This window comes from Nonomuraea marmarensis (assembly GCF_043197025.1).
Taxonomy (GTDB): domain Bacteria; phylum Actinomycetota; class Actinomycetes; order Streptosporangiales; family Streptosporangiaceae; genus Nonomuraea; species Nonomuraea marmarensis.
Genome location: NZ_JBICRM010000001.1, coordinates 145,194 through 157,642 on the forward strand (window position 1 = coordinate 145,194; position 12,449 = coordinate 157,642).

The window sequence follows — 12,449 nt, forward strand, 5'->3', positions numbered from 1 at the left end:
AGGAGTCCTTCGCCGCGGGGGAGGCACGTTCTAGGATCAAGTCGGAACCCATTCGAGGGGGCACGTGTGGACATCACCGTCGTCGGCGAAGGCGCCGTCCTGGCCGCGCCCGACATCCTGCGGCTGCACGCGGGAGTCGAGGTCCGCAGGTCGTCGGCCGCCGAGTCCTTCACCGCGGTCAGAGCCGCCGCCGCCCGGCTGGCCGAGGCACTGGGCCGGGCGGGAATCGCCGCGGAGGACGTACGCACGGTGGAGCTCTCCCTGGGCCCGGAGTACGAGGCGTACCCGAAGGTGGCCGCCTACCGCGCGGCACAGGGCGTGGAGGTCGTCGTCCGCGACCTGTCCCGAGCCGACCATGTCATCGACACCGTGGCCGGAGTGGGGGAGGAGGCCAGACTGAACGGCGTCGCCTTCGAACTGTCCGACCCGGCGAGACCTCTGAAGGATGCCAGGGCAAGAGCGTTCAGGGACGCCGCCGCCAAGGCGGCCCAGTACGCCGAGCTGGCGGGCCGTCCACTGGGCAGGGTGGTCTCGGTGAGGGAGGAGATCCAACGCGGCCCTCAGCCGATGAGGCTGGCCGCGGCGGTGGCGGAGACGAACGCCTCGATCAGCCCCGGCCGCCAAACCCTCACGCTCACCGTCGAGGTCGGCTACGACTTCGGCTAGGAGCCTCCGTCCAATCAGGAGCTCCAGGCGTGCGCGCCCGGTGGCTCGCGGCGGCCGTTACGCAAACCGTCGAGAACCACTGCGAGCATGCGCTCCGGGCGGTCCGGCGAGGACGGCAACTGCTCATTGATCAAGACGATGCCGTGCACGACCAGCAAGAGATCGCCCAGGTCGACGCCGGCCCTCACCTGCCCCGCGGCCTGCGCACGCTCCAGCAACGCCTGGCCGGCTTGTTTCATCTCAAGACAGCTGGTGTTGACCGGGGTGCCGGCCTGGAGTTTCGCACTTAAAACGCTGGCAGCCAGCCCGCGCCCGCATGCGCCGCTCTCCAAGTGGAGGCGCAGCCATTGCACGAACGCAGCCAGCGGGTCCTCCGCGCCAAGCAGTTCGGTGGCCTGATCGCGCAGCGTGTCGGCGATCCGCAGGAAGACCACCTCCACCAGGTCCTGCCGGGTCGGAAAGTGCCGGTAAAGCGTTGCGATGCTGACGTCGGCCCGACGCGCAATGTCTTCCAGTGCTGCTTCAGCCCCCTGCTCGTCGAAGACCGCATCAGCAACCTCGACCAGCCGGTCGTAGTTGCGGCGAGCGTCGGCTCGCATCCGCCGACCGGTCGGATTGCGGTCCACGCCCTCGCCTGTGACCACCGTCTTCATGGCATGACCCGCCTCTCGTTTGCAAACGTAGCCATCCTACGCTTAATCTCATCCGTAGGGTCCCTACGGATAAGCATCGACGGACCTCACCGCCAGGGCAGGCCGTAGAGCCCCCGGCATCACGATCGAAAGAGGACCTCATGCCAAAACAACCACTGCAGGGACGCGTCGCACTGGTCACCGGTGCCGGTTCCGGCATCGGCCGGGGCTGCGCGCTGGCCTTGGCCAGGGCGGGCGCGACCGTCGCCGTGACCGACATCAACCCCCGAACCGCGCAGCAAACGCATGAGCTGGTCCAGGCCGCTGGTGGAACATCGGCCTCGTACCCCCTGGATGTCGCCGACGAGAGTGCCTGGCAGACGGCGCTGGAAGCGATACACCGAGACCTCGGGCCGGTGACCGTACTGGTCAATAACGCCGCTCTGAAAGCCTCGGCAGCCGGAGACGGCGGTCTGCTCGAGACGACAGTGGAGGCGTGGGACGCCGTCGTCGCGGCGAACCTGCGGGGTGCGATGCTCGGCGCCCGCCTCGTACTGCCGGACATGCTGGCGGCGGGCAACGGCTCGATATCCATGGTGACCTCGACTGCCGCGCTGCACAGCGTTCCTGGATTCGCCACCGCCTACTCCTCGGCCAAAGCCGGGATGATCGGATTGACGCGCTCGATCGCCGTCACCTACGGACCGCAAGGTGTGCGGTGCAACGCGATCGCGCCCGGCGTGATCATGGTCGACGAGGACCCCAGCCAGGCGGCATTCCACCAATCCGCCAACGACCTGTTGCATCGGGTCGGACGACCCTCCGACATCGCCGACACGGTCGTGTTCCTCGCAGGCGACGGTGAGTACATCAACGGTCAGGTCATCACCGTCGACGGCGGTCTCATTGCGCGCATGCCGTCTCTGTCCAATAAGTAACCGAATTGGCGCACTTCAACCGACAGTTCGCCCCCGCCCGAACTCCCGGCACCTCGGAACGTAGCCGGTGCCCACTGGACTCGGGTTCACATCGACGTATCAAGGAGCAAGACGATGGAAATCGTTGACGGCCAGCTACACGCCAACCAAATTGGCCCAAACTGGCAGGAAGTCGGGCTAGATGTCACGCTCGACGCCACCGTTGTCGCGATGGACGCTGTCGGCGTCCACGCAGCCGTGATCGACGAGTTCACCGGCCTCGACAACGAGTACCACATGATTCCCGGGCACTACCACGCCAGTGGTGCCTGGCGGCCGGAACGGCCGTTCTCCGAGCTCGCCGCGGCCAAGTATCCCGACCGGTTCGTATGGCTGACCCGTGTGGACCCGAAGGACCCTGACCTCAAGGAACTCGTTTCCGGTCTGCACTCGAAGCCAGGTTGCGCGGGCATTCGCGTGCACGCCGGCTTCGATGGAGGCGTGTGGCGCGATCCGTCCTTCCTCGAGGGTGGCTACAACGACTTGTTCGCTGCCTGTGAGGCTCATCAAGTCCCTGTGTTCATCATGATCACCCCTCGCCTGGACACCCTCGAACCGTACTTGAAGCGGTTTCCGGAGGTGCCGTTCATCATCGACCACATCGGCATCAGCTGGCCGGCCGCCGACGCCTCTCCTACCGAGCGTTACTCCCGCCTCGACCCGGTTCGCGCCCTTTCCCAGTACGGCAATGCGTACCTGAAATGGTCGCACGTCGAGCGGCTGGCCGCCGGCCCGTACCCGTACCCGGACCTGATGCCGCACTTCCGCAAGGTCGTCGACGCCTTCGGTCCCGAACGCGTCCTGTGGGCGAGCGACCACACGCAGGCGGTCAAGGAACATCTTTCGCCGCACCCAGCCCCGTACTCGCACAGCCTGCACTACCTGAGGGACTCGAACGTGTTCTCCGACGCCGAAAAGGAATGGCTGCTCGGCAGGACGGTCCGCAGCGTCCTGCGCTGGCAGCGCTGATCCCCGGCTCCGTCAAGCCATCGCCGAACCGGCTCGGCTCGGCCGGTAGGACCAATGCCGCCCCCGTGCGGCCGTCGGGCCGGCCGGCCGCCGCTGAGGCCACCCGATATGTCGGGGTTAGGGGAGGGCCAGCATGCGGTCCAGGGCGACCTTGGCCCAGTGGGTGGTGTCCTCGTCCACCGTGATCTGGTTGACGACCTCCCCCAGCACCAGCGACTCCAGCGCCCACACCAGGTGCGGCAGGTCGATCCTGTTCATCGTCGAGCAGTAGCAGACCGTCCGGTCCAGGAACGAGATCTCCTTGTCGGGGAACGTCTGCGCCAGCCGCTTGACCAGGTTCAGTTCCGTGCCGATCGCCCAGCTCGAACCCGCCGGCGCCGCCTCCAGCGTCTGGATGATGTGCTCCGTCGAGCCCACGTGGTCCGCCTTGAGCACGACCTCGTGACGGCACTCCGGGTGCACGAGCACGTTCACCCCGGGGATGCGGGCACGTACGTCATCGACGGACTCGGCCGTGAAGCGGCCGTGCACCGAGCAGTGGCCGCGCCAGAGGATCATCCTGGCGCGCTCGAGCTGCTCCTGGGTGAGGCCGCCGTTGGGGCGGTGCGGGTTCCAGACGACGCAGTCCTCCAGCGACATGCCCATCTCCAGCACCGCCGTGTTGCGGCCCAGGTGCTGGTCGGGCAGGAACAGCACCTTCTCGCCGCGTGAGAACGCCCAGTCCAGGGCGCGGCGGGCGTTGGAGGAGGTGCAGACCGCGCCGCCGTTCCTGCCGCAGAAGGCCTTGATGTCGGCGCTGGAGTTCATGTACGTGACCGGGATCACCTGATCGGCCAGCCCGGCGTCCTCCAGGGCCTCCCAGCACTCCTCGACCTGGTCGAACGTGGCCATGTCCGCCATCGAGCACCCGGCCGCCAGGTCCGGAAGGATCACCTTCTGGGTGTCGGCGGTCAGGATGTCGGCGGACTCGGCCATGAAGTGCACGCCGCAGAAGACGATGAACTCCGCCTCCGGCCTGTCGGCCGCCTGCCGGGCGAGCTTGAAGGAGTCGCCCGTCACGTCGGCGAACTGGATGACCTCGTCGCGCTGGTAGTGGTGGCCGAGCACGAACAGGCGGTCGCCGAGCGCCTCCTTGGCCTTGCGCGCCCGCTCGACCAGGTCCGGGTCGGAGGCGGGCGGCAGCTCGCCGGGACACTCGACCCCCTTCTCGCTGTGCGGATCGGCGCCCTGACCGAGGACGAAGAGTGGCAGCCCAGTACGGGTGGCCATGGCCATACCCCCTTATCGTCGATTTGACGATACTCATGATGACACACGGGCAAACCCGTTTATTCCGGGGGTAGGGGGCCCGGGAATGTGTGGCATGGCTCGCGTGTTGGTAGCGTCTAAGTAGGACGTCGAAAACAGACAGCCGGGTTAGGGAGTCAGCAGATGACGGTTGAGAGCAGCGAGACCACGACGCAGGGCCTGATCCTGACTGACGCGGCCGCCGCGAAGGTCAAGAGCCTGCTCGAGCAGCAGGGCGAGGAAGGTCTGCAACTGCGGGTCGCCGTGCAGCCGGGCGGTTGCTCCGGCCTGCGCTACCAGCTCTTCTTCGACGACCGCTCGATGGACGGCGACGTGGTGTCGGACTTCGGCGGCGTCGGTGTGGTCACCGACCGGATGAGCGCCCCCTACCTGATGGGCGCCTCCATCGACTTCGTCGACACGATCGAGAAGCAGGGCTTCACCATCGACAACCCCAACGCCACGGGCTCCTGCGCCTGTGGCGACTCGTTCAACTAGTCGGTGGCCGCAGGTCCCGCCCGCCTTTGTGCGTGCGGGACCTTCGCGTATTCTCGTTGGGCCCATTGGCTTGCTGACAACGAGGAAGAAGAATCCCGTGCGCATCGCCGTCACCGGCTCCATCGCGACAGACCACCTGATGACCTTCCCAGGAAGCTTCGGCGATCAGCTCATCGCCGAGCAGCTCGACCGGGTGTCGCTCTCGTTCCTGGTCGATGACCTTCAGATCCGCCGCGGTGGTTGCGCCGCGAACATCGCCTTCGGCATGGGCTGTCTCGGCCTCGAGCCGATCCTCGTGGGGGCCGTCGGAAACGACTTCGCCGACTATCGGTCGTGGCTGGAGCGGCACGGCGTCGACTGCGGGTCCGTGCACATCTCGGAGACCCAGCACACCGCGCGTTTCCTGTGCACCACCGACGAGCACCACAACCAGATCGCGTCGTTCTACACCGGCGCCATGGCCGAGGCCCGGCTGATCGAGTTGCAGCCCGTCGCCGACCGCATCGGCGGCCTCGACCTGGTGCTGATCAGCCCCAACGACCCCGACGCCATGCTGCGCCACACCGAGGAGTGCCGCCAGCGCGGCATCCCGTTCGCCGCGGACATCTCCCAGCAGCTCGCGCGCATGGCCGACGAGGACATCCGCCAGCTCGTCGACGGTGCCGCCTACCTGTTCTCCAACGACTACGAGAAGGGGCTCATCGAGCAGAAGACCGGCTGGTCCGCCGAGGAGATCCTGGGCCGGGTCGGCGTCCGGATCACCACGCTCGGTCCCAAGGGCGCCGTCATCGACCGCGAGGGCGAGCCGTCCATCCAGGTCGCCCCCGCCCCCGAGCTCGGCAAGGCCGACCCCACCGGCGTCGGCGACGCCTTCCGCGCCGGATTCCTGTCCGGGCTGTCCTGGGACCTGCCGCTGGAGCGCTGCGGTCAGCTCGGCAACCTGACCGCCACCCATGTGCTCGAACGCGTCGGCGGCCAGGAATACCAGCTCGGCCAGCAGGGCTTCCTCGAGCGGTTCACCGCCGCCTACGGCGCCGGCGCGGCCGCGGAGATCTCCGCCCACGTCCGCTGCTACCACCCCTGACGCGACCTGGACGAGGCCCCGCCACCACACGTGGCGGGGCGCCTCACCCGCCGAAAAGCGTTCAGCCCCTGGCGTATACGCGGTGCACGAACTCGACGAGCTGATCGTCCGGCAGGTGCTTGGCCAGGTCCGCCTCGCTGATCATGCCCACGATGCGGCCGTCGTCCATTACCGGCAGCCGCTTGATCTGGTTCTCCTCCATCCGCGCCAGCGCTTCCTCCACGGTCGCGTCCGCCGAGACCCAGACCAGGCCGGTCGCCAGCTCGCCCGCTGTCAGCTTCGCCGGGTCGTGCCCTGCCGCCACGCACTTCACCACGATGTCGCGGTCGGTGATGATGCCCGTCACGCGGTCGCCGGGCCCGCACACCGGCAGCGCACCCACGTCGTTGTTGCGCATCATCTGCGCCGCCCGGTCGAGCGTCTCGTGCGCGTCGATGCACTCCGCGCCCGCGGTCATCAGGTCACGGGCGGTCTCGTGCGGATGTCCGCTGGTCATGGCTCTCCCCCGGAAGTCGGTGACTCGTCCGGGAGGTCCCTACCCACGTTGTGCGGAAAAATCAGTAGTTGCGCCTGACGTGGATCGCCCAGCCGCCCTCGGGCAGCTCGTACGAGCCGACGTGCCGATGCGACTTCAGCCTGCACCATGCCGGAACGTCCGTATACGCCGCCGGGTCGTCGGCCAGCACGGCCACCACGGCGTTCAGCGGGACGTAGTTGATCTGTTCGGCGAGCATGATAATCGGGATCGGGCACTTCTTCCCGAGCGCGTCGATCGTCAAAGCCGGCTGGGTAACCTCGGTCATGCGACTCCTGCGTCCTGCCGAATGCGGCGCACCAGCTCGGGCAGCACGGCGAGGAACCTGTCGACCTCGGCCGCGGACGTGCCCCTGGGCAGCGACACCCGGACATTCCCATGCGTCAGCACGCCCATCGCTTCAAGAACGTGCGATGGACGAAGCGTACTAGCGGTGCACGAACTTCCGGACGATACGGCGAATCCCGCCTTGTCCAGCTCGGTCAGCAGCGCCTCGCCGTCGACGTACAGGCACGAAAAGGTCACGATGTGCGGCGCCCGGTCGACGGGTTCGCCGATCACCTCCACGTCGGGGACGATCTTCGGCACCGTCTCCCTGATCCTGCCGACGAGCTCGGAGAGCCTGGCCTGCTCCTGCGCCGCCTCCGCGGCCATCGCGCGCAGGGCCGCCGCCGCGGCCACGATGCCCGGTACGTTCTCGAACCCCGGCACCCGCCGCCGCTCCCGCTCGTCCTCCGGCAGGAACGAGCGGAACCGCGTCCCCTTGCGCACCGCCAGCACCCCCACGCCGGCGGGGCCGCCCCACTTGTGGGCGCTGGCCGCCAGCACCGACCAGCCGGGCGGTATCGGCATCCGGCCCGCCGTCTGCGCCGCGTCCACCAGCAGTGGTACGCCCTGCGCCCGGCACGCCGCGGCGGCCTCCGCCACCGGCTGCAGGGTGCCGACCTCGTGGTTGGCCGTCTGCAGGCAGGCCAGCGCGGTGCCGGGACGGGTGACCGCCTCGGCGAACCGGTCCAGGTCGACCCGCCCGGTCAGCCCGACGCCCACGGTCTCCACGGAGCCGCCGTCGCGTTCGTGCACGCCGGCCGCGTGCAGCACGCTGGAGTGCTCGACCGCGCTGGTGACCAGATGGCGCCCGATCCTGCGCCTGCCGTGTAGGGTGCCGAGCACGCCGAGATGCACGGCCTGCGTGCCGGAGGAGGTGAAGGACACCTCGTCGGGCCGCGCGCCGAGCGCCTCGGCCACTTCCGTGCGGGCCTGTTCGAGCAGCAGGTGCGCGCGGCGGGCCTGGCCGTAGAGTCTCGCGGGGTCGGCCCAGCCGACGTCGATCGCCGCCAGCAGCGCCTCGCGTGCCTGAGGGTGGAGCGGCTCGCTCGAAGCCGTGTCGAAATACGCCACGAGACCCATCGTCCCACTTGCGGGGCCATCGAGGGGTCGCGCGGTAGGGCGAGGCACCTGCACGCTAATGTGTCTGCAATCAGCTGTGACATCTGGAAATACGAGCGCCCAAGGGAGAGACTCTTGGGCTTCATCTGTGGGGTAGGCGATCCGTGAGTCCGACTCGCCGTACGACGCGGCGTTCGTTGGCCCGGCGCAGGGTGCCACGCGCCGCCGCTTTGGCGTTGCTGCTGGCCACTGCTACGGCGTGTGCTAATGACATTCCCCCGGCCAAGTGGTCTCGGGGCCTTCTTCCCGACCACGTCACCCAGCAGGGCGACGTGGTGCAGAGCCTGTGGAACGGGGCCTGGATCGCCGCACTCGCCACGGGTGCCGTCGTCATCGTCCTGATCATCTGGGCGGCCATCTTCCACCGCAAGCGCAAGGCCAGGGCCGAGCTCCCGCCGCAGGTGCGTTACAACCTGCCGATCGAGATGCTCTACACCTTGATCCCGCTGGTCATGGTGTCGGTGTTCTTCTTCTTCACCGCCCGCGACAGCGAGACGCTCACCCGGGTGGACGGCAACGCGCCCGTCAAGGTCAAGGTCGAGGCGTTCCAGTGGAGCTGGCGCTTCACCACCACCGTCAACGGCAAGCCGACGGCGCCGGTGGCGGGCGTGCCGGTGCACGACTTCCACCAGGGTCCCCAGCTCGTCCTGCCGGTCAACACGAAGATCGAGTTCGACCTGTCGAGCGACGACGTCATCCACTCGTTCTGGGTGCCGGAGTTCCTCTTCAAGCGTGACGTCATCCCCGGCATCGCGGAGGACAACCCGGGCCGCAAGTTCGAGATCACGACGCTCAACAGGACAGGCGTCTTCGCCGGCCGGTGCGCCGAGCTGTGCGGTGTCGACCACAGCCGGATGTTGTTCTCGGTGAAGCTCGTTCCACAGGCTGAGTTCGACCAGTACATCGCGACCCACCAGGCTGGGAGTGCCCAGTGACCGCCATTCAAGAACCACTCCGCGCGCCCGCCAGGCCCGTCACCAAGGGCCAGGTGATCGCCAAGTGGCTGTCCTCCACTGATCACAAGATCATCGGGCACCTTTACCTGATCACCTCGTTCGCCTTCTTCCTGGTCGGCGGCGTCATGGCGCTGATCATGCGGGCCGAGCTCGCGCAGCCGGGCATGCAGTTCACCAGCAACGAGCAGTTCAACCAGCTATTCACCATGCACGGCACGATCATGCTGCTGATGTTCGCGACGCCGCTGTTCGCCGGCTTCGCCAACGAGCTGATGCCGCTGCAGATCGGCGCCCCCGACGTGGCCTTCCCGCGCCTCAACATGGTGAGCTACTGGCTCTACCTGTTCGGCAGCATCATCGCCGTGTCGGGCTTCCTCACCCCGGGCGGCGCGGCGTCGTTCGGCTGGTTCGCCTACACGCCGCTGTCCAGCGCGATCAACTCGCCCGGCATCGGCAGCGACCTGTGGATCATGGGCCTGGCCCTGTCCGGCCTGGGCACGATCCTCGGCTCGGTCAACTTCATCACCACGATCATCTGCATGCGGGCACCCGGCATGACGATGTTCCGGATGCCGATCTTCACCTGGAACATCCTGCTGACCAGCATGCTCGTGCTGATGGCGTTCCCCGTGCTGGCCGCCGCGCTGCTGGCCCTGGAGGCCGACCGCAAGCTGGGCACCCACATCTTCGCCCCTGAAAACGGCGGGGCGTTGTTGTGGCAACATCTGTTCTGGTTCTTCGGCCATCCCGAGGTCTACATCATCGCGTTGCCGTTCTTCGGCATCGTGACCGAGGTCCTGCCGGTCTTCAGCCGTAAGCCGATCTTCGGTTACATCAGCCTGGTGGCCGCGACGATCTCGATCGCCGGCCTGTCCATCACGGTCTGGGCGCACCACATGTTCCCGACCGGGCAGGTGTTGTTGCCCTTCTTCTCGTTCATGACGTTCCTCATCGCGGTGCCGACGGGCGTGAAGTTCTTCAACTGGATCGGCACGATGTGGCGCGGGCATCTGAGCTTCGAGACGCCGATGTTGTTCGCGATCGGCTTCCTCATCACGTTCCTGCTGGGCGGCCTGACGGGCGTCATCCTGGCCTCGCCGCCGCTGGACTTCCACATCAGCGACACCTACTTCGTCGTCGCGCACTTCCACTACGTGGTGTTCGGCACCGTCGTGTTCGCCATGTTCTCCGGCTTCTACTTCTGGTGGCCCAAGTTCACCGGCAGGATGCTCGACGACCGGCTGGGCAAGGTGCACTTCTGGCTGCTGTTCATCGGGTTCCACACCACGTTCCTGATCCAGCACTGGCTGGGCATGCTCGGCTTCCCGCGCCGCTACGCCGACTACAGCCCGGCCGACGGCTTCACCGACCTCAACCTGATCTCGTCGGTGGGCGCGTTCATCCTGGGCGCCTCGACCCTGCCGTTCTTCTACAACGTCTGGAAGACCTGGCGCAGCGCGCCCAAGGTCACCGTCGACGACCCCTGGGGCTACGGCGGCTCGCTCGAATGGGCGACCTCCTGCCCGCCGCCGCGGCACAACTTCACCTCACTGCCGCGCATCAGGTCCGAGCGTCCCGCGTTCGACCTGCACTATCCGCACGTGTCCGCCAAGTCCGCCCAGGAGGTCGAGGCCTGATGAAGGTCCAGGGTTGGCTGTTCCTGCTGTGCGGCGTGTTCTTCGCCGGTGTCGACATCGCCTACTGGTTCTGGACCAAGGCGGAGACGGGCCACGGTGAGCCGGTCGGCACCACGGCCATGGCCATCTCGGTCGGGTTCGCGTTCATGGTGGGCTACTACCTGATGTTCACCGCGCGCCGCATCGGCGCGCAGCCGGAGGACAACAAGCAGGCCGAGATCAGCGACGGCGCGGGCGAGATCGGGTTCTTCAGCCCGAGCAGCTGGTGGCCGCTGTTCCTGTGCCTGGCGGCGGCCTTCGCCTTCGCCGGGTTCGTGATCGGCTTCTGGATGTTCCTGATCGGCGTCTTCCTGATCATCATGGCCATGATCGGGTTCGTGTTCCAGTACTACCGGGGCAACTTCTCGCACTGAGGTTCTGCCGAAGCGGGTGCCCTCCCTTGGGGGAGGACGCCCGCTTTTTGGTGTTCTTTACCAGTGCACGGATGTGGTGAATCAATCACGCAGGGTAATAAAGGAGGCAGAAGCGGTTCGATCTTGGACGAGGGAGTCACTCGTGGGGCGCGTAGCGTATGGATCGTCCGGCCTGCTGGCCTTGGCGCTGCTGACGGCGTGCTCGGCGGGCCCGGCCCAGAATCCCGAAGGGGTCGCCATGGCAGGAGGGGCGCGGGCGGCGGCTGTGGCGGTCTCTCCGCCCGACAAGGCCGCGAACGTGCCCACGGACCAGGCCGTGGTCGTGTCGGCCCAGGGAGGCACGCTCAAGAGCGTACGGGTGGAAGGCGGCAAGTCCGGCGCCCTGAACGGGGTCCTGAGCGCCGACGGCACCCGCTGGCGCAGCACCACCACCGCCCGGCCCAGCACCTCCTACACGGTCACCGCGGTCGCCGTGAACCCCGCGGGCAAGCAGAGCGAGACCACCAGCACGTTCGCGACGGTCAAGGGCACCAAGACGTTCGACATCCAGACGATCACCCCGAACAAGGACGACACCGGGCTCACCGTCGGCGTCGGCATGCCGGTCCTGATCGCCTTCGACAAGCCGGTCACCGACCGGGTGGCCGTCGAGCGCAACCTGTCCATCCACAGCTCCAAGCCGGTGGAGGGGGCCTGGCACTGGTTCGACAACAGCCACGTGGACTTCCGGCCGCGAAGGTACTGGCCGCCGCGGACGAAGGTGCAAGTGGAGGCGCGGCTGGCCGGCGTACGCGGGGGACCGGGCCTGTACGGCAAGCGCGACGTCAAGCTCGACTTCAAGATCGGCCGCTCGCAGATCACCAAGGGCAGCCTCAACGAGCACGTGCTCTACGTGCGGCGGGACGGCAAGAAGATCCGCGAGATGCCGATGAGCGCCGGCCAGGGCGGCGTGTGGAAGTACCACACCACCTCGGGCATCCACGTGGCGATGTCCCGCGAGCCGTCCACGCTCATGACCTCACCGGGGATCGGCCCAGGCCAGTCCGGCTACTACTCGCTCATGGTCTACAACACCGTGCGCATCTCCAACAGCGGCGAGTACGTGCACAGCGCGCCCTGGTCGGTGGGCTCGCAGGGTAACTCGAACGTCAGCCACGGATGCGTGAACATCAGCCCCGACAACGCCGCCTGGTTCATCAAGAACACGCTCATCGGGGACCCGATCATCCTCACCGGGGGCCCGCGCAAGCTGGAGCCCACGAACGGCTGGGGGCACTGGCAGGAGAACTGGAAGCAGTGGCTCAAGTGGAGCGTGCTGAAGGACGGCCCGACGATGATGCTGTCGTAAC

At 67.4% G+C, this 12,449-nt stretch carries 14 protein-coding genes; 9 read left to right on the forward strand and 5 right to left on the reverse strand.

All coding sequences use genetic code 11. From position 1 onward, the window contains the following. Positions 1-66 precede the first annotated feature (66 nt). Positions 67-666, forward strand: coding sequence for an SIMPL domain-containing protein (locus ACFLIM_RS00765; protein ID WP_393160738.1), 600 nt, complete (start codon positions 67-69; stop codon positions 664-666). A 14-nt stretch (positions 667-680) separates the two neighbouring features. On the opposite strand, the gene ACFLIM_RS00770 is transcribed toward ACFLIM_RS00765, so the two are convergent. Beyond that, a complete protein-coding gene (locus tag ACFLIM_RS00770; protein ID WP_393160739.1) occupies positions 681-1,319 on the reverse strand; it encodes a TetR/AcrR family transcriptional regulator in 639 nt (212 codons plus the stop codon). A 140-nt stretch (positions 1,320-1,459) separates the two neighbouring features. On the opposite strand from ACFLIM_RS00770, the gene ACFLIM_RS00775 reads away from it, so the two are divergent. Then, positions 1,460-2,236, forward strand: coding sequence for an SDR family NAD(P)-dependent oxidoreductase (locus ACFLIM_RS00775; RefSeq protein ID WP_393160741.1), 777 nt, complete (start codon positions 1,460-1,462; stop codon positions 2,234-2,236). 114 nt (positions 2,237-2,350) lie between these two features. Next, entirely contained in the window at positions 2,351-3,244 is an 894-nt protein-coding gene (locus ACFLIM_RS00780; RefSeq protein WP_393160743.1) for an amidohydrolase family protein, read from the forward strand. Between the two features lie 117 nt (positions 3,245-3,361). Here ACFLIM_RS00780 and nadA read toward each other — a convergent pair whose 3' ends face one another. After that, positions 3,362-4,519, reverse strand: coding sequence for a quinolinate synthase NadA (gene nadA, locus ACFLIM_RS00785; RefSeq protein WP_393160745.1), 1,158 nt, complete (start codon positions 4,517-4,519; stop codon positions 3,362-3,364). Positions 4,520-4,675: 156 nt separating this feature from the next. On the opposite strand from nadA, the gene erpA reads away from it, so the two are divergent. Together erpA and ACFLIM_RS00795 are read left to right on the forward strand one after the other, a co-directional pair. After that, positions 4,676-5,029 (forward strand): iron-sulfur cluster insertion protein ErpA, encoded by a 354-nt coding sequence (erpA, locus tag ACFLIM_RS00790; protein WP_393160747.1) that lies wholly within the window; start codon positions 4,676-4,678, stop codon positions 5,027-5,029. A 97-nt stretch (positions 5,030-5,126) separates the two neighbouring features. After that, on the forward strand, positions 5,127-6,113 hold the full coding sequence (locus ACFLIM_RS00795) for a carbohydrate kinase family protein (RefSeq protein WP_393160749.1): 987 nt from the start codon (positions 5,127-5,129) through the stop codon (positions 6,111-6,113). Positions 6,114-6,174: 61 nt separating this feature from the next. Here ACFLIM_RS00795 and ACFLIM_RS00800 read toward each other — a convergent pair whose 3' ends face one another. The 3 genes from ACFLIM_RS00800 to ACFLIM_RS00810 all read right to left on the reverse strand — a co-directional run bounded on the left by ACFLIM_RS00800 (position 6,175) and on the right by ACFLIM_RS00810 (position 8,055). Beyond that, entirely contained in the window at positions 6,175-6,609 is a 435-nt protein-coding gene (locus ACFLIM_RS00800) for a CBS domain-containing protein (protein ID WP_393160751.1), read from the reverse strand. Positions 6,610-6,670: 61 nt separating this feature from the next. Then, positions 6,671-6,916: a sulfurtransferase TusA family protein gene (locus ACFLIM_RS00805; RefSeq protein ID WP_043638353.1), complete on the reverse strand. Its 246-nt coding sequence runs from the start codon at positions 6,914-6,916 to the stop codon at positions 6,671-6,673. Next, positions 6,913-8,055: a cysteine desulfurase family protein gene (locus tag ACFLIM_RS00810; protein ID WP_393160753.1), complete on the reverse strand. Its 1,143-nt coding sequence runs from the start codon at positions 8,053-8,055 to the stop codon at positions 6,913-6,915. Before ACFLIM_RS00810 ends, ACFLIM_RS00805 begins: the two co-directional genes overlap by 4 nt. Positions 8,056-8,198: 143 nt before the next feature. Between ACFLIM_RS00810 and ctaC the strand changes: the two genes are divergently transcribed. The 4 genes from ctaC (at position 8,199) to ACFLIM_RS00830 (ending at position 12,448) form a co-directional block, all read left to right on the forward strand. Next, positions 8,199-9,029 (forward strand): aa3-type cytochrome oxidase subunit II, encoded by an 831-nt coding sequence (ctaC, locus tag ACFLIM_RS00815; protein WP_393160755.1) that lies wholly within the window; start codon positions 8,199-8,201, stop codon positions 9,027-9,029. Beyond that, positions 9,026-10,687: an aa3-type cytochrome oxidase subunit I gene (ctaD, locus tag ACFLIM_RS00820; RefSeq protein WP_393160757.1), complete on the forward strand. Its 1,662-nt coding sequence runs from the start codon at positions 9,026-9,028 to the stop codon at positions 10,685-10,687. The genes ctaC and ctaD overlap by 4 nt, the downstream gene beginning before the upstream one ends. Next, on the forward strand, positions 10,687-11,100 hold the full coding sequence (locus ACFLIM_RS00825) for a cytochrome c oxidase subunit 4 (protein ID WP_393160759.1): 414 nt from the start codon (positions 10,687-10,689) through the stop codon (positions 11,098-11,100). The genes ctaD and ACFLIM_RS00825 overlap by 1 nt, the downstream gene beginning before the upstream one ends. A gap of 142 nt (positions 11,101-11,242) precedes the next feature. Then, positions 11,243-12,448 (forward strand): L,D-transpeptidase, encoded by a 1,206-nt coding sequence (locus ACFLIM_RS00830; protein WP_393160761.1) that lies wholly within the window; start codon positions 11,243-11,245, stop codon positions 12,446-12,448. Position 12,449 lies beyond the last annotated feature (1 nt).